The organism is Vibrio qingdaonensis (genome assembly GCF_026191675.1).
Taxonomy (GTDB): Bacteria; Pseudomonadota; Gammaproteobacteria; order Enterobacterales; family Vibrionaceae; genus Vibrio; species Vibrio qingdaonensis.
The window spans coordinates 65394-84779 of the sequence record NZ_JAKRRY010000018.1 but is presented as its reverse complement, the minus strand read 5'-3'; the positions used below and the strand labels follow the sequence as shown (position 1 = coordinate 84779).

Here is a 19386-nt window from a genome sequence, read left to right as displayed (position 1 = left end):
GCTATCTTAATCAAACCAGACCAATAACCTTGATAAAGACAAACAAAAATGCCCTTATTCATTAAGGGCATTTTCATTATGGCTAATTATTGAAATTCGCGATTTGTTGATATTAGCTATTGAGATCATCCGGTAATGTCGGGTCATCGTGCAGATGATCCGTATCTGCATCATGAAGGTGCTCCACACCAGAGTGGACATCGTGATGAGAATCAGCATGACCAGTGTCGACCTTATTCTGTTCATCATCATTAAGAACCACATCTATATCATCAGGCAACGCCGTCTGAACGCCGGGAGAGGTATTTTGATGATGCTCATTGCTAATACCCAACTTATCCATGTAGTGATGTACAGAATCAGGCTGATGATGTGAGTCATCCTTAACCATGCCCTTATGAATACCCAACTCCGACATGATCGTCATACTATCGAACACCGTGTTCTCTGAATCTTGCATAGGTTCATCCGCCAATACATGGGGAGCGGGTGGTGGCGGTGGCGGATTATGAGAGATGACGGGCGTTACTGTCATGTCTAACACCTCCGATCCTAACGTTAACTTACCACTATGACCGGGTCCATGACTTAAAATACTCACTTGGACATGCAGTAATACGTCATCTTGATGAGAGCCCTGAAGGGCGATTTCAAAATGGTCGGCATGCACGCCAACATTCTGGGCTGAGCCATGGGGGCCAGTGTGAACATTAGCATGTTCCTGATAACTCAAATCCCCTGTTTTCGGGTCTATCGACAAGGTTCCCCATTGACTGGTATAAGTCGTGTGATAATGCCCGTTTACGAGGATCTTCCATCCTTGTTGCGCGGTTGGCACTGGTTGGGAAGTCGGCATTAATACAGGCGCCCCGAGAGAGGCACTAATGTGATGGCTTCCTGATGGGGCTGTCACCACTATCGGCTCTGGTTTCGCTCCAGCGGCAACATTAATCGCTGAGTTTACGTTCCCATGTTCATCGGTCATCACGGCTTTAACGACGCTATTCGGTGCCACTTCTACATTGACACCATGCTGAATAGATTGCGCATCTAATACATGATCCACACCATTAACGTTAAGGTGTTCACCCACTTTTGCATCTGATGCCGCGTGGATAGTGGCGGTAATCGTACCAGCAGCGCCATGCGCGATTTCCGCTTTACTATACAGGTTATCGGCCCCCGGATTTTCAAAGCTGATGGTTGGACTGCCTACACTTGTATCAACATCATAGTGATGTTCCAACGACGTCGTCGCCGTATTACCCGCCGCATCCGTTGTTGAAATGCTCACGTTAAGTTTCGAAACCTTTTCCAACTCCGCGCCAGGTACATCAATACTATAATGTCCCGTTGCGTCTATTTGGCCAGTGTAGCTATGCCTTCCAACCGACAAGGTGACAATGTCACCTTGATGAGCGTCACCAGACGATAAGCCAGTGATGGCAATAACAGACTGTGACTCGGAAGCGCTAATAACGTTGTCACGGGTCACCGTATCCACCGAAATCGTTGGGGCAGGTGCATGAGTATCGATAGTGATGGCAAACCGCGAAGACATCACGGGGACGACACTGCCCGGCGCCAACGCTATCGCACTGATGTTATGCACTCCGTTACTCAGTAAAGAGCTATCAACCTGATAGTGACCATGGGCATCTGAATAACCACTCCCCACCACTTTGGAACCGTCATAAATATTGACTTTGGAGAAAGGAATATCGGTATGGCCCCTGATGGTAGGCGTCTCGTCGTTGGTTAAATTATCACTATGCGAACGGCCGCTATCGCTGGTGGAGGCAAGATCAACCGTGACATGATTCGTGACTTGATGCGCGGCAAGCAACATGTTTGGCATGCTATGCGTGACGGTTGGTTGTGAATTGATATGCGTTGCAACGCTAGGCGCTTGACCCGACACCACTGGGGCCGTTACCGTTCCATCCACATTAAAGGTAACGAATAAAGAAGCGCTCTCCCCAGCCTTATCCGTCACTGTAACTTCAAAGGTATCTTGGCCAGTATAGTGACCCGTCCCTTGGTCATAGCGCATACCCGTAATCTGCCCATTCGGCACATATTGATAGACACCGCTATCTGGATCAACGGTTAGCGTACCAAAATTGCCCGCCGAAAGGCCGACACTAAACTGGTGCGTGTCGCCCACATCCACATCCGTTTGAGTGACCACGCCGGTAAGTGGTGTGACGGGTGCTAAGTGAATAGCCGGAGCATCATTTACGGAAGTAATGGTTAATTGAGCATGCTGTTCTGATGAATCCGAATGACCGTCATTCGCAGTATAACTAAAAGTGGCTGAGCCATTATAGTTAGCCACTGGCCTAAAAATCAGTCTAGCCACATCAGCGGCCAAAATAGCGCTACCATCGGTTATTACGTGACCATCCAAAATGAGATGACCATGCGAAGCGTCCGGTGTATGAGTAATAGTAATAGAATGAAGCGCATCTGAGTCACGGTCCGTATAGCCAAAGTCTGAAGCAGAAATGATAAGATCGGTATCTTCATTAAAGCTTGCCGACAGTGCGGTTACCGTCGGCTGATGATTCGCATCAATCGAAATATGAAGGGTGCGTTGTGTTTGTATATTTTGGCTATCGGTCGTATCGACCACGCGATACCACATAGCCGGAACGCTGCCCGTAAATGTCGGTTCCGGCGTAAATGTGTAATCGCCATTGGCTTCAATACTCAATGTGCCAACATTAACAATGGTATGTGACTGACCAGGAAGAAGTTCATGGTAACGTCCCCCTTCCTTATACTGAATATCATGAAGCGTTAAATGGGCACCATCATCCGCGTCCGTCGCACCCGACAACACATTGCCATTAATTGGCCCAGAGAACTGGTTGGCACGTGGAGAAAAGTTATGAATGATAGGGGCATCGCTCGTACCGATCACTTCCACTAATCCATGTTGGTGAGAAACAGGCGCACCGCTACCCGCGCCTTCCACTAGATCATAGTTAATATAGATCGATTGTTTCACCCCTGTCGCTAGGTGGTCATAGTGGCTACCCGATGCATCAACTTGGAGTGTGTGGCCATCAGCTGCGAGCGAGAAGCCCGCTGGCGGTGTATGAGTGAAATGAACCCCATCTGCTGAGTATTGGATGCCTTGTATTGCCTGAGCTTTAATCCCTGCAAATAAATCTAAACTATGTTGACCGTCGCCTTCATTTACCGTGAGTGTTGGTAAATCATCATGACCATGTACGTTAACGGTAATGGTCTTTGATGCCGTACCGTCAGGGGATTGCACAGTGAAATGGTCAGTAACGGTCTGCCCTACATGCAACGCATTGGTCGCTGTTAGTTGATTGTCCAGTGTGTAAGACCAGTCGCCGTTCCCATCCAGCGTTAAGTGACCATAGGTCCCAGCCAACTGGTGGAGCGGTAAAAACTGATCTTCACCACTATCGACATCCACTAACTGTAAATGCCCCATTAACGTAGACGTTACCGAGTCTTCGGTTAAATCATAACTAAGAGACGACGTCGCATGTCCATCTATGGAGGCACCATCATTGCTGCCATGAACGTCAACAGTGACGATTTGTTGTACCGCTATACCGGAACGATCGGTCGCAGTAACAACAAACGCGTCCTGAACGGTAATGCCATGAGCCAATTGTTGAACGCTTGGGCTAGCATCATTAAGTTGATAGTGCCACCGACCATGTTGATCAATCGTTAAGCTGCCATAGACACTGGTCTGTGAGGCCGTACTCCAAACGATAGTGTCACCCGTATCTGGATCGGTCGATGTTAAAATACCCTGTACCGATGCCGTTCCAATACCAACACCTTGAGCATCTATACCTTGCTCAACTACCGAACCTGAGATGTCCCCTTGAATCACTGGCAAGTCATTCACCGCTTGCAGAAAGACGGAAGCATGGGCGGGCGTACTGCCACCGTGACGCTCCACCACATCATAATCAAAGTTAACAACGCCGTTATAATCCGTCTCTGGGGTGAAGGTGAAAGACCCATCAGGATTGGTTGTGATCTTACCGTGGTCAGTGATTAAATTAGCGACACGTAGCCATCCACGGTCATTAATATCAACATTAGCAGCATGGGCAAGTAGATCCGCAGGCGATAGATGAATTGTTTTATCTTCTGTTCCCGGACTCAAGATGACATCCGTGGTGACCGTTGGGTTATCGTTATGCCCATGCACCACCACAGCCACTTTCTTACTCACATGACTACCATCACTTGATACCGCTTCGACATTAAAATACTCCCACCTCTCATCACCCGCACCGAGTGTTGTCGCTAAGCCTTGATCGACCGAATAGTGCCAATGACCGGAAGCATCAACATGGAACGTCCCATAGCTTCCCGATGTCCCGGCAGCTGGCGTTGCCGTCCAATGTACTTGGTCGTGTATGTCCGCATCATGCGCATTGAGCTGACCACTGACGGACGCGCCCGTTTGAGCATTCTCCGTCACATGCCCCAGCTCACTGGTCGAGTCGATCACCACTCCATCTTCGGTGCCTTTAACTTCAACCTGAATGGGGAATTCTGTGCCGTCTTTTGCAATCAACTTAATGGATTCGTGAATGGACTCACCACCTTTTAGGCCTTGAACATCACTATTGTTGTTGTCACCAATATAACTCCATGCATGCTCACCCTTGTGGGGACCACTTGTGATGGTATGAAACTGGAACGTACCATAAGGCGTCGTCACATCGAGATCGTGGCCAAGATCCCATATGTATTGCTTGCCTGAAAATTCCACCGTCACCTGGTTATTCGTACTATCAACATCGGTTATCTGTAGCGCCTGCCAATCAACCGCATCAAGTATGTTGACATGGGTACTCATTGAGGTCGCGACATCTTCTGTTGCTACACCATGATGTATACCCGTAAATTCGGTTCTATCATCGACAGGCGTTAATGTTAATGAGGCATCGGTGTGAGTCGACGCACCATGGTTATCAGTAACGTCATAAGTAAACTTCACCGCTCCGTTGTAGTTTTTCTTGGGAACAAAGGTAAACGTCCCATCATGATTGTCGGTGACCACACCGTGATCCACCTGTAAACCTGTCACGCTAAGTCTATCGTAATCATCCACATCGGTAGCGTGAGCTAATAAGGCGGCACTGCGTAACACGATTACTTGGTCCTCATGACCAGACGTAAGGGAAATTGAACTGGTGACGGTAGGCGCGTCGTTTTGTGGAATAATGCTTAATCGCAAATTTTGGATAGTGAACAACCCTTCACTATCGGTGACTTTAACGGCAACAATCACGTGTTCATCACGCCCGGATGACAACGAATTGTGTTGATAAGCTTTATCGGATGGGTCGAATGTATAACGCCCATCAGAATGTAACGTAAAGCCAGCCGTCGCCCCCATTGCACTATACGTTAACGTTTGTTGGTCGCCGAGATCTGGGTCGATGCCATACAGCGTACCATGCAGCACTTTTGCATCTTCAAACATATAATGATGCAAACTTGCTTGAGCAATGGTTGGTTTGTCGCTTGTTCCCTGAATCGTAAACTCAACTTGCTTCGTTGTGCCATCAGCACTTTTAATGGTAAATAAGTCTTTAATAACCTCACCATCTCTTAAGTGGTCAACGTTGTAGTTACTCACATTATAGAAATAGTGACCGCCTTTATTGACTTGAAGCGTTCCCCCTAACGTCCCTTTATAAAAAGCATTCATACCAAGATAAGTCGTCGCGAAAAAGGACTCTGACACACCATCCGGATCGGTCACATGAAAATTCCCTTCTGAATGAAGGTTGGTGGAACCAAGCTGGACATTATCTTCTTTGAGTGTATCTCCTACTGCCGTAATCTGAGCGGCATCCGAAACCGCTGCGATTTGGACAGATGCACCCGTTGAAGTCACTCCGCCATGCGCATCTATTACGTCGTAACTAAAATGAACCTGTCCGTTGTAATCTTTGCCGGGTGTAAACGTAAATGTCCCATCGTGATTATCTTGAAGTGAGCCATTGTCGGCATGTAAATGAGTAATAGATAATTTACCCGCATCATTTTCATCAACATCAATGCTATGACTTAGCAAATCCGCGACACTAATAATTTGCGACGTATCTTCAATGCCAGGGGTTAACGTCACTTCTGACGTGCAATATGGTCTATCGTTATCACCATGTATCGTCACAACAATTGTATGCATCGTTCCATCCAGCGCTTTAACGACAATCGAATCAGTAAACTGCTGCCCTTCACCAAGGTGGTCAACTTTTCGACCTACCGCATCTTGCCCTGCTGAAATAAAGTACGACCAACTTCCGTCTTTTTGCAGGATAAGCTGACCATACTGACCGCTATATTGACCAAGATTACGTGTATCGAATTCACTTTGTCCTTGGTCAGCATCCGTAATCGTAAGCTTACCATCAATGTGAATGTCGTCATTCCAGAGCTTCGCAATGTTGCCATGAGCATAGTCAGGTGAGCGATCAGTGTAATCAAACCCTGCATTTTTGTAGCCATGATTTTCGTGTAAATCACCCGTATCAGTGCCAGAAATAACAGCCGCGTCATTGCTGCCGGTAATCTTGATAACTAAATTCTCTGTCGCGGTAGCGCCGTGTTCATCGGTGAGTGTGACGGGAATAGTAAGGGTATCGAGTTCACCTGACTTTAGGTGTTGGTATGCTTGATTCGATGGGTCAAACGTATACGACCCATCTTTATTAAACGTAAGCCCGGCGACAGAGTTCGCAATGGAATAACGGAGTGTCGCATCATGGTCAATATCTGTCCCTTGCATTTGTCCACTTAAAGCCAACCCATCCTCGGTGACAGTCTGAGTTTGGGCTCTCAGAACTGGTGCATCATTGGTACCGTGGATATTGACTTCAATCGTAAAGGTCGTGCCATCTTTCGCTCGAACCACGCACTCATCCGTAATCACTTCACCTTCTTTAAGTGCTTGAACCAAAGGCTGATGATCGCGAATTGTATATGTATATTCGCCATTTCGCAGAAGAAGAACATGCCCACCTAGCTTGGTGTCGTAACCAATCCCTTGATAGGTTTGACTGCCAAGGTTGATGTCAAAATAGCCTTCCCCTGCATCAGGATCAGTGATAGTTAAGCGCCCGTCGAAATGCAAATTATCGTGTGTATCAATATAACTGCGATCCTCTGTCACGCCACTTTGACGGTGATCAATTGCAGCATATCCAATTTGGGCATTATCTGCGACTGGTGCCAATGCCACATTCGCACTCGCCGCCGTGCTTCCGCCATGCACGTCTTGCACATCGTACTTAAACTCAACGTGTCCGTTATAATCTTTTTCTGGCGTAAACGTAAACGTACCATTGCGATTATCAACCACGGTTCCGGCGGATGTCCCATCAGCTTTCAATGCTTGTACATGCGCAGGATGAAGTTGCCCTATGTCGTTGGCATCCGTATCGCTTGCATTGGCAATCAGGCTCGATGCGTGAATAACATAAGGGTTATCTTCATGGCCTTGCGGTAAGGTCACTGCCGATGAAACATCAGGGTTATCATTAGTGCCATGCACGGTAACCGAAATGACCTTATGCGCAGAGCCATCTTTAGATTCAACCGTGATCTGCTCAGTAAAGCTCTCTCCGGCGCCTAATGTTTGAACAACAGCAAGGCTATTGTCTATGTGATATTGCCACATCCCTCCTTCAGTGATGAGGAATGTACCACCCTTTGATGTTGTAATGGTTTGAGGTTTGAGGGCGTTATCGTCATGATCAGGGTCAATAACGCTAAGGTGACCAGTTTGGAATAACTCGGTTGGATACGCTGGAGATGTAAGATGCTCTTCATCAATTGTGTTATTTAAAGTCCCCATGTCGACAATAATACGAGCACTGTCTTCTTCACCATGAATCGTCACCGTGACCGGTTTCGTTTGTCCATCTGCCGTCTTGATTTGGAATGTCTCAGTTATTGATTCGCCCGCTTTAAGGGCCGCGACCGTTTTTTGCGCATTCGTCCCTTTAACGTAGTTACCCTGAAGAAAGTAATCGTAGGTGCCATCCGATTGCAACGCGAACACACCAATTCTTGAACTGGCTTGATAGCCACCATCGATAAACGCAGGATGATCACTCGTATCCACATCAGTGAGTTGTAATTTTCCTGATACATGACTCACAGACCTGAAGGTTTGCTCTGCTGTATGTTCTTGGATATTAATGGCACTAGACGCTAAGTTCGCTTTATCGTCAGTGCCTACTATATCAACAATCGTACTTTGTGGTGTACTTGCCCCGTGACTGTCGGTGACGTGATATAGGAGTTCAAAAGTGGATGTTTCACCCTGCGCTAAATGTTGAAATCGTTGACTGGATGGATCAATTTTCAGATGCCCGTTCACAATGCTAAACCCGGAAGGCAACCCCGAAATCTGACCATCAATTTTAACTTGAAATTGATTCCCTACACTCAACGTATCGCCTTCTATGTCTTGCGATCCGGTCAGTAAGTTAATATCTAGGTGTGTTAATTGATCTTCGGTAAATTGACGGTGTATCTGTTGGACAGTTGGCGCATCGTTGGTACCAGAAACCGTGATGACAAGCTCTTGTTGATCGGTTCCACCTGCCGTATCTGTGACGGTTACCATCGTTCTAACGACTTGGCTGCTCCCTTCTCCAAGATGCTGATACGAGGCGTGGCTTGGATCAAAGGTGTAACTACCATCGGTATTAAACGTTAACCCATCAATTGGATGAGAAGTGGTGAACGTGAGTAAGTCGTGGTCAACATCCGTCGCAACCATTTGGCCGTTAAATACCGCTCCGTCTTCTTTGAGGGTTTGTGACTGGCCAATCATGGTTGGCAAATCGTTCGTACCTTCAATGGTGAATTTCAATTCTTCTCGATGAGAGCCGCCCGCGCTATCAGTGACCGTCACAGTGGTGGTCACGACTTGCGTATCCCCTTTCGCAAGGTGCTGATAGGACGTATGGCTTGGATCGAACGTGTAGCTGCCATCGGCATTAAACGTTAGCCCGTCAATTGGGTGGGAAGTTTTAAAGGTCAGTAAATCATGGTCAACATCCGTCGCAACCATCTGGCCGTTAAACACCGCTCCGTCTTCTTTGAGGGTTTGAGATTGGCCACTCATGGTCGGCAAATCGTTCGTACCTTCAATGGTGAATTTCAATTCTTCTCGATGAGAGCCACCCGCGCTGTCGGTAACCGTCACCGTGGTGGTCACCACTTGCGTATCCCCTTTCGCAAGGTGCTGATAGGACGAATGGCTTGGATCAAAGGTGTAACTACCATCGGTATTAAAGGTTAGCCCGTCAATTGGATGGGAAGTTCTAAAGGTCAGTAAGTCGTGGTCAATATCCGTCGCGACCATCTGGCCGTTAAACACCACTCCGTCTTCTTTGAGGGTTTGAGATTGACCAGTCATGGTCGGCAAATCATTCGTACCTTCAATGGTGAATTTCAATTCTTCATCGTGAATACCGCCCGCGCTGTCAGTGACTGTGACAGTCGTCGTTACGACTTGTGTATCCCCCTTCGATAAGTGCTGATACGAGGCATGGCTTGGGTCGAACGTGTAACTGCCATCGGTATTAAAGGTTAGCCCATCAATGGGATGAGAAGCTTTGAAGGTCAGTAAGTCATGGTCAACATCCGTTGCAACCATTTGGCCGTTAAACACCGCCCCGTCTTCTTTGAGGGTTTGAGACTGACCGGTCATGGTCGGCAAATCGTTACTGCCTTGAATGGTGAACTTCAATTCTTCTCGATGAGTACCACCCGCGCTGTCGGTGACCGTCACCGTGGTGGTCACCACTTGCGTATCCCCTTTCGCAAGGTGCTGATAGGACGAATGGCTTGGATCAAAGGTGTAACTACCATCGGTATTAAAGGTTAGCCCGTCAATTGGATGGGAAGTTCTAAAGGTCAGTAAGTCGTGGTCAATATCCGTCGCGACCATCTGGCCGTTAAACACCACTCCGTCTTCTTTGAGGGTTTGAGATTGGCCACTCATGGTCGGCAGGTCGTTCGTACCTTCAATGGTGAATTTCAATTCTTCATCGTGAGTCCCACCTGCGCTGTCGGTGACCGTCACCGTGGTGGTCACCACTTGCGTATCCCCTTTCGCGAGGTGCTGATAGGACGTATGACTTGGATCAAAGGTGTAGCTGCCATCGACATTAAACGTTAGCCCGTCAATGGGATGAGAAGTGGTGAACGTGAGTAAGTCGTGGTCAACATCGGTGGCAACCATTTGGCCGTTAAACACCGCCCCGTCTTCTTTGACGGTTTGTGACTGGCCAATCATATGAGGCAGGTCGTTGACACCATCGATCTCGACATGTATTTGATGTGTCGTTCCATCTACCGACGAAACCGTAAACGCCTCTCTAAGCTCATCTCCCTTACCCATTTGCTGGATAATCGATTGCTGATTGCTTGCCTCAAAGTACCAATGTCCATTGCTATCTATCGTCAAATTACCATATTGACCGACCAGTAACTGCGGCAAAAAATGAGCCTCTCCTTTATCGGCATCGACAACATGTAGATCGCCAGTCGTCTTCAAACTGCCATTAATAACGTTGAGATCTTCAACCACATTCCCAGAATCGATACCAGAAATAACGGCATTATCATCACGACCACCAATGACGATTTGGATTTGCTGGCTTGTGTGGTCTGCGGTGTGAATCGTGATAACTTCGGTTAACTGTTGTTTCGAGTTTAACTGCTGAACAGCGCCCAAACTATTATCAACTTGATAGCGCCAATGGCCATGCTCATCAATGGTGAGCGCCCCAAATTGTCCATTAACTACTTCTGCAATAGTATGGGACTCCCCATGATCGGCATCCTGCACGAACACTTGGCCATTAACCGTTAGCAAACCCGCAGCATTAACGTTAACGTCTTCCTTTAATTGGCCTGTAATTTGCCCCGTAACCTGAGCAACATCATTGGTGCCGGTGATTTTAATTACAAAATTCGCATGCGATTGAAGACCGGACGAATCCGTGACAGTCACAGGGACCGTTAAATGATCGACTTCCCCCTCTTTTAAGCTTTGATAGGCGTTGTTACTTGGGTCAAACGTAAAAGAACCATCCGGATTGAGAGTAAAACCATCTACCATTACTGCGCTGGTAAAACGGATCGTCTCTCCTACGTTTTTGTCTGTCGCTGATAACTGTCCATGCAGTAAGTGGTCATCTTCTTTTATCGAGATGTTTTGGTTTTGAATGTCTGGTTTAACAAACACAGGTTGATAAGTGGAATTCGAATGTTGTGCATGTGTATTATCGGATGGCGTCATCACCAGAGGTGTGACTTGCGAGTTCGATAATGAAGTAGACGTCGTTCCGGTGCGAGTGAGCAAACTGGCGTGCGTCGACACATGCATTGGATAATGGTGGAGTTCGAGTCTCCGGCTTGGCAGAGCTACGCCCTCCTTGTCCACTGACGCTTGCGTTTCAGAGGTGGCGACTTCTGATGACGATAAGTCAACACTTCGTTCCGTCTGGCTCAACGAAACCTTGTCAGCGTTGTTATCCACTTTTGCATTTGAACGTTCACTGTCTGACTCCAGGTCAACGTTCGCGCTCGCGTGATGACTCGCTAAAGACGGTAAAATAAGGCTCAGTGCTGGAGGAAGACTAACCTGATAACGTAACGTACTAAAAAGGCGACGTTTTTTCTTCCGTTGCGGTAGCTTATCATGGCGAGGGGACGCAGACGAACGTGAGCCCGTTAATTCCGTTTTATCTTGACTATTGGCGAGTTCGTTTCTCTTATCCGTCATTCTTCCAATCCTAACTTCAAAACCTTTCATTAAGTTAAGGATATAGAAAGCAATTTTGCTAATTATTCTCGCTGTTTTATCTTAAACTCCAACATCAATGCTAACGAACGATTAGGCACTCAGATTCTTGGGGGACCACAATCGATTCATTCAATAAACCTGCGTAGATGCCATTAAGAGCCACCAACTCACGATGATTACCTTGCTCAGCAATCTGCCCCTGCTCTAACACCAGAATCTTGTCCGAATGTCTGATAGTACTTAAACGGTGCGCGATGGCGATAACCGTCTTTTCTTTAAACAAACGTTGCATCGCTTTTTGGATGAGATCTTCCGTAATCGAGTCTACCGAGCTGGTCGCTTCATCTAACATCATCACCTGCCCGCCTTGCGCAATCGCGCGTGCGAACGAGACCAACTGAGTTTGTCCTACCGACAGATTTGAACCGTTTTTGTCGAGCATAAAATCATAGCTATTGGGAAGTTGTGCGATAAACTTGTCGGCATAGACATATTGTGCGGCCTGCTCTACTTGCTCACGACAAATACCGGTTTTGCCCAACGCAATGTTAAACTGAATACTCTCTTCAAATAAATGGACATCTTGCATCATCATTGAAAAAAGATGCGCAGTGTCATCTGCAGAAATCTTCGATAATTCAATACCATTTAATAAGATGCTGCCTTCATAATCTTGATAGGTTTTCGATATCAAGCGCATGATCGTTGATTTACCCGAACCCGTTGCCCCCACTAGCGCAATCTGGTGTCCTTTTTCCAACACAAACGATACATTTTTCAACACGTACGGCGAGTCTGGTTTATAGCGAAAACTGACGTTGTTAAATTCTAAACGACGGAACGTTTGCAACGGCTTCTCAACCTTATGACCGGGAAGTAAATTCCGCCCCTCCTCTTCCGTTCGCTCCGTAAAAAGCTCTTCAATATGATCAAATGCCGCGAACGAGCTTTGAATCGACGCAATTTGAGAAGTGAAATCGCGAATTGGCACAAACACTTTCTCTAACGTGTTAATAAACGCAATCAGCACGCCTAATGTCAGCGTACCTTGCAATACTTGCTCAGAACCGTACCAAATCATCAACGCAATGGTAATGGACGTTACTCCAGAGATAAAAGAAAACAAGATGGCGTCATACTTGTTGATTTTCTTTTGAGCCACTAAGAATTCATCAATATGGCCATGATATTTTTTTTCCACCTGCTTTTCCGCACGATACATCTGAACCGTATCCATGCCGAACAGCACTTCTTGCAAAAACCCAATCCCTCTCGCCAGCGCTGAGCGCGTGATTTTATGCATCGCACGTAACTTGTTTCTCACTCGCACCGTCAGATACATCACAGGTGGCATCACCACCAATACAATTAACGTCAGCCTCCAATCAATGAAAAGCATCATCACGAGCAATGCGATGGTATTGATCGAGTCTTTTACCAGCCCGACAACAGACTGAACGAATGTTTCTCCGATGGTCTCTAAGTCACTAGTGAGACGGGAGAGAGTGACACCCGCAGGCGTGGTATCGAAATAGCGGCGTGGAAGCTTAAGTACTCGTTCAAATAATACCGAGCGCATGTCGGTAATCGTATGCTGGCCCGTTTTCCGAAGGTTATACGAATACGTCGTATCCACGACGTAACTCGCAATTAGCACAATGACGAGATAAGCCACATATTGCAATAAGCCACTAAGATCATTTTGACTCAGCTGTACATCAATCACTTGAATAATAAGCCATGGGAACAACAAACTCGTCATGACCGAGAGCGGAAGCATTGCGATTCCAATCATCGCGGTCTTTTTGTATTTCTTAGCAAACTTAAAAAAGTGCTTTAAATACTTTATGTCCACCCCTTTTAACATACTGAGGTCTCCGCTTCATGTTGCTGCAATAGCCAGGTTTCCTTGTAATAGGGACAGGTCGCCAACAGCGTTATGTGGTCACCTTTAGCGATAATTTTTCCTTCATTGAGTACAATAATTTCGTCCATGTATTCCAACGCATTCACTCGATGAGAGACCACTAATACAGATTGATGCGCTAAGCGTTGAAACAATGCGTCCAAAATTTTTCTCTCGGTTTCATAATCCACCGCTGAAAGCACGTTATCCATAATAATAAGATCGGCAGGTTCAAGCAGCGCGCGAGCAATGCTCAGCCTCTGCTTTTGACCACCGGAAAGCATAATTCCCTTCTCACCTACTAACGTTTGATCGCCGTTTTCAAGGCGCGCAACATCTGACGCTAGCTGACTCAACTCCAAAACTTCATCTACTTGCTGCTTTGCCACATCGGCGTGCGGACTGCCAAAACGAATGTTTTCTTCAACAGTTGCTGAAAATAAGTACGGGTCTTGAGTGACCGTTTTAACATAACGCCTTAAATCGCTGCGGGAGATGCCAGTCACATCTTTGTCGCCGAGAAAAACCGTACTTTTGGGTACATCGAGATGGTGATTCAAGCAATTCACTAATGTTGTTTTCCCTGCGCCAATACCGCCCAAAATCCCCACTTTTTTACCTGCTGGAATATCAAAACTGATGTCATCAAGCACCCTGCGGGTTTCTCCTTGATACTGAAAGCTAAGATTTCGAACAGAAAAGGTTTGTCCTTTCAGTGATTCAACGTCCGTAGCGGAAAGCTCGGATTGATCATTAGCTGGCACTTCCGCATTCAGAATAGTTTGTGCACTTTGAATCCCCACAATCCCCCGCTGATACACTGTTGCGATTCGTCCGAGTTGCATTAATGGCATCGCTAGTAGCACGGAGTAGGTCAAAAATGCGGTTATCTCACCCAGCGTCAATGCTTGATTCATCAGCATGTAGCCACCTAAACCAAGAATGAGGATCTTCATCAAGTCATTCGCGTAATCCAACACTGGCATGAAGAAAACTTGAATACGCGTAATGCGCAAGCGGCAACGCAGTAATTGTTGGTTGAGCTTCTCCATTTCTGCCGATACCCAACCAGACATCTGCTGGCTTTTAATTAAATCAACGCCCGATAAATAGCTCATCAGTTGCGCCGACAAGTTTTGTAGCCGATTCATATGCTCCATATGGAGTGCTTTCATACGGATGAAACCGACACGGAAAATCACAAACGCGATGGAAATAGGAAGAATGGAATACAATGTTAACTCTGGCGAGATCCGCCACATGTAGACAGGAGTGAGTGACAACGCGAACATGGTATTAAAAAATTGCAAGAAACCGATGCCAAATAAGAGTCGAATACCCATCACGTCATTGTTAATGATCGAAATGAGCCGTCCTGACGCAAACTTTTCGTGATAGCTATTCGGTAGGCGATTCAACTTCTCCAACAACGTATTTTTAAGCGCCGCTTCCGTCACCCTCCCTGGGTTTAACGCATACATTCTGGATAAAATACGAACCAACACCATCGCCACCGACATGCCAACCACGACGCCAACATAAGTCTGAAGTTGCTGGTGCCCAACATTACTCGCATCATCAATAAGGTCGATCGCCAACTGAATGTAGCGCGGGATTTCAACTTGAAGCCAATTAACGAGAAAAATGAAAATAATCGCGAGCGTGTACGACTTGCGATTCATACGCACATAGTGCGCGATAAACTGTCTTTTAGTCATGTAAGCTTATTTAATCATGTGCGCTGTTATGAAGAGAAATTGCCTGAGCTTGCTAACCAACACCTAGAGTCATGATGAATCGTTTGGAAAACGAAAACGGCACTTAAGCATCTCGTGTATTATTGACATATTCCATAAAAATAGCGAACCCTATCGACGTATTTTATTAATCAACCATCACTATACAAACAATATTTAGGTTCTATTTATCCACTACACTGTCGTATCCAACCCATTGTAAGAGCTGCTTGATCGCTTTGGACAAAATTTGATTTTGCCGAACAATATACCCCAGACTGGTTGTGGGAAAGTCTGGTAAAGGTGTCACTGTGGTTTGCGTATTACGCTTCGTTGATAAAGCAAATTCTGGGACAATCGCCACACCAAACCCCGCTTCAGCCCAATCAATTTGTGCGTCTACGCTCCCCACCTCCATCACTCGATAGTTTGACAAATTTAATTTTGGCAGCGCTTCATCAATCAGATCTCGCGTTCGTGTATCATGCCCAAGAAGAATAAGCGTGAGCTCGCTCTGGTCTTTAATGTGTTGTTCAAAACCATGACCAAAAGCGACCCATTTTACTTGTTGAAGCTCGACAAAATGTAAGGGTTGAGTTTGCTTCTGAGAGATAACAAATCCTAAGTCTGCCTCCGCGCTTTTAACGCGCGCTGAAGCCTGTGAAGACGTCGTATTAAGGAGAACCAGATCCATTCCAGGATAGGCCTCTTTAAACAGCTTAAACGCTTCTATCAGTAGCATCCTAGAAATAATATCACTCGCTGCAATCGTAATGGTGCCGCGATTTAAGTCATTAAGCGCTGTGAGATCGGCTTGGCAGACCTGCAATTCCTGAAGTGTCTTTTTGCTACTTTCCAACAATCGCTGGCCTGCCTGTGTTAAATGAAAAGGGTTTCTATCCAACAATTTTACGCCCGTCGTCTGTTCAAGCTGCTTCAGGTGCAAGCTTACATTGGGCTGGGTCATGTGCAATGCATTCGCAGCTTTACCGAAATGCTGGTATTCAGCGAGTACCACAAACGTTTTGAGCCAATGAATATCTAACATGTTCCGCTTCCATTGCGTGCCGTTTGGACACAGATTTAGTTTGAGGAAACGAACTCTCCCCATATGAGTTTCTTATCAAGCTAATAATTATAATTAATTTTTCTTATTCACTCTACAAGATTAAGCTGATTCCCTAATCAATTAGGAGAAGTATTATGTCGTCTATTGTTGTTGTGGGTGCTAACTGGGGTGATGAAGGTAAAGGCCGTATCGTTGACTTTTTAGCAGCAAATGCGTCTGCAAGTATTCGCTTTCAAGGCGGTAACAATGCAGGTCATACCGTCGTCAATGATTTTGGTACGTTCAAATTACACCAACTTCCAAGCGGCATTTTTAATCCTAATTGCACCGCTGTACTCGGCCCTGGCATGGTGATCAGCCCAGCCGCGCTTAGCGAAGAAATCGCCGAAGTAGAATCGGCAGGTGTGAACGTTAATCTGTGCATTTCAGATCGCGCGACACTTTGTCTTCCTCTTCACGCGCTTGAAGATACGCTAGAGGAACAACGCTTAGGTGATGCGGCTTACGGATCCACTCGGCAAGGTATTGCGCCAGCCTATGGTGACCGAGTTATGAAAAAAGGCATTCTTGTTGGTTGGTTGAAGCAACCAGACGTCCTTGAACAGCGCCTGCAATTTATGCTCGACTGGAAAATGCCTCAACTTAAAGCGCTTTACCCTAACTGTGACTACTCTCAAAGCGCAAAAGAAATCACGGAATGGTTGCTAGAAGTGACGAAATCTTGGCGTCCATTTATCTGCAACGTAACAGAGCCACTAAAAGCGCTGCAAGCCAAAGACGCAAACTTACTTTTTGAAGCTCAATTAGGGGCTGGTCGCGATTTGGTTTATGGTGAGTACCCTTGGACGACGTCCTCCAATGTGACTGCCGCTTATGCTGGTATTGGCAGTGGATTACCTGCACTACGACCAGAGCGAGTTATTGCGGTAGCCAAAGCCTTTAGCTCTTCAGTCGGCACGGGTACGCTGGTGACTGCAATGGAAGAGCAAGACAACTTCCGCGAATGCGCGAATGAATACGGTGCTACTACTGGTCGCCCTCGCGACATGGGATTCTTTGACGCTGTCGCCACCAAAAATGGCGTGGAACTCCAAGCGGCAACGGAAATTGCACTAACCAAAATCGACTGCTTGACTGGCCTTAAGGATTTAAAAATTTGTGTCGCGTATGACGGTGAACATACGGAGAACCCAATTTGGCCTCAAACTGCTGCGCTTAAACCTGTCTATGAAAATATGCAGGGTTGGGAACAGGACATTACAGGCTGCCGTACTTTCGAGAGCTTACCTAAAGGTGCTCAAGACTATGTCACTCGTATTGAAGAACTGATGGGTGTACCCGTTCGTATGGTATCTGTTGGTCCTGAGCGTGAGCAGATGATCATTCGAGATTAGACTCCACCCGTATAGAAACGAATAAACCCGGCGATATCGCCGGGTTTATTCGTTCAATAAGCATGATTTAAGCGAAATGACGTTTACTCGCCAGTCACCTATTTACCAAACTAGCTACGCTTGTTCTTTTTCTTGCCAGTGCCAGCAGGCTTGGCCATTGGTTTGTTTAACTGAAGGTATTCTTCTTTAAACTCCTCTTCAACTTCAAAGCCAGCGACTTCTTCCCGTTCTAGACGAATTTTGTTCTTTTTCTCAATAATTTTGAAGTGATGGTAATCTTCGTAATCAATCAGTGACAATGCTAGACCCACTTCTCCAGCTCGACCGCTTCGACCAATACGGTGCATGTAGTCTGCCGGGCTTCTTGGCAAATCAAAGTTGATCACTACGGGTAATTTTTCAATATCTAAACCACGCGCGGCGATATCGGTGGCAATGAGTACTTCAATCTCACCTGCTTTAAAGGCTTCAAGTACTCGGCTACGAGCGCCCTGACCTTTGTCACCATGAAATACCTCTGCGGTAATGCCGCGTTTCGATAGCTTTTCAGCAAGGTGATTACAGGCGTTTTTAGCATTGACAAATATGAGGGCTTGTCGCCACTGGTTCTGTTGAATCAAGTGCGCAAGAACCGCTGTTTTCTCACCTCTGTTCACAGAGAATACGCGTTGTACTAAAGTGCTGGCATCGGCACTTTGCAATTGGATTTCAACTGGGTTGTTCAACAAGCCTTGAGTTAAAGTCTGAACTTGTTCAGGGAACGTTGCTGAGAACAATAAGGTTTGCTTACTCTGTGGTACGAGCGCCAACAATTTTGTGAGTTCATCGGTAAAACCAAGGCTTAGCATTCGGTCAGCTTCATCAAGCACTAGCGTTTTGACCTTATCGAGTTTAATCGCGTTGCTTGAAATGAGATCCAGTAGTCGACCTGGGGTTGCGACAAGAATATCTGTGCCACCGCGCAGCGAAAGCATTTGCGTGTTGGCCGACACCCCACCAAACACGGCAACGGTTTTGATCGCGCCATTAAAGTACACGGCATAAGAGCGAATCGTGTCCGCAACTTGTTTAGCCAGTTCACGAGTTGGGACGAGTATAAGGCCCGAGACATAATTGCCTTTCGCAGTTTTGCTCATCGACGGCTTTTCTTCGTGCAATTGCTGCAATAGCGGTAAAGCAAAGGTCGCCGTTTTACCTGAACCGGTATTGGCCCCAGCAATGAGATCACGTCCAGCTAAAACACTTGGTATCGCTTGCGCCTGAATGGGTGTTGGCTGTTGGTATTCCAGCTCAGTTAGTCGGGCTAATAGCGGTGGAATAAGGCCAAGTTCAGTAAAGTTGGCTGGGGTTGTGATAGTGCTCATTGATGTAAAGGGCTCAGGCTAAAATAATAGCCGGGTATATTAGTCTATTTCCGCCCGTAGCCGTTAATA

General features: G+C 46.5%; 6 protein-coding genes. 1 reads left to right on the top strand and 5 read right to left on the bottom strand.

Annotation, left to right across the window (positions count from 1 at the left end; all coding sequences use genetic code 11):
• Positions 1-112 precede the first annotated feature (112 nt).
• The 4 genes from MD535_RS14115 to MD535_RS14100 all read right to left on the bottom strand — a co-directional run bounded on the left by MD535_RS14115 (position 113) and on the right by MD535_RS14100 (position 16538).
• The gene (locus tag MD535_RS14115; RefSeq protein ID WP_265675667.1) at positions 113-11827 is read right to left on the bottom strand and encodes a VCBS domain-containing protein; all 11715 of its coding nucleotides are present in this window, start codon (positions 11825-11827) and stop codon (positions 113-115) included.
• Positions 11828-11927: 100 nt separating this feature from the next.
• Entirely contained in the window at positions 11928-13715 is a 1788-nt protein-coding gene (locus tag MD535_RS14110; RefSeq protein ID WP_265675666.1) for an ABC transporter ATP-binding protein, read from the bottom strand.
• Positions 13709-15472: an ABC transporter ATP-binding protein gene (locus MD535_RS14105; RefSeq protein ID WP_265675665.1), complete on the bottom strand. Its 1764-nt coding sequence runs from the start codon at positions 15470-15472 to the stop codon at positions 13709-13711. Before MD535_RS14105 ends, MD535_RS14110 begins: the two co-directional genes overlap by 7 nt.
• A 202-nt stretch (positions 15473-15674) precedes the next feature.
• Entirely contained in the window at positions 15675-16538 is an 864-nt protein-coding gene (locus MD535_RS14100; RefSeq protein ID WP_265675664.1) for a LysR family transcriptional regulator, read from the bottom strand.
• A 155-nt stretch (positions 16539-16693) separates the two neighbouring features.
• Here MD535_RS14100 and MD535_RS14095 point away from each other — a divergent pair, with 155 nt between their 5' ends.
• Complete coding sequence (locus tag MD535_RS14095) at positions 16694-17953, top strand: adenylosuccinate synthase (RefSeq protein ID WP_265675663.1); 1260 nt, start codon at positions 16694-16696, stop codon at positions 17951-17953.
• 110 nt (positions 17954-18063) lie between these two features.
• Here MD535_RS14095 and MD535_RS14090 read toward each other — a convergent pair whose 3' ends face one another.
• Positions 18064-19317, bottom strand: a complete 1254-nt coding sequence (locus tag MD535_RS14090) for a DEAD/DEAH box helicase (protein WP_265675662.1) — start codon at positions 19315-19317, stop codon at positions 18064-18066.
• Positions 19318-19386 lie beyond the last annotated feature (69 nt).

Coding starts and splice junctions, on each gene's coding strand:
- MD535_RS14110 (WP_265675666.1), bottom strand. CDS start 13,715: ATGTTAAAAGGGGTGGACATAAAGTATTTAAAGCACTTTTTTAAGTTT.
- MD535_RS14095 (WP_265675663.1), top strand. CDS start 16,694: ATGTCGTCTATTGTTGTTGTGGGTGCTAACTGGGGTGATGAAGGTAAA.
- MD535_RS14115 (WP_265675667.1), bottom strand. CDS start 11,827: ATGACGGATAAGAGAAACGAACTCGCCAATAGTCAAGATAAAACGGAA.
- MD535_RS14105 (WP_265675665.1), bottom strand. CDS start 15,472: ATGACTAAAAGACAGTTTATCGCGCACTATGTGCGTATGAATCGCAAG.
- MD535_RS14090 (WP_265675662.1), bottom strand. CDS start 19,317: ATGAGCACTATCACAACCCCAGCCAACTTTACTGAACTTGGCCTTATT.
- MD535_RS14100 (WP_265675664.1), bottom strand. CDS start 16,538: ATGTTAGATATTCATTGGCTCAAAACGTTTGTGGTACTCGCTGAATAC.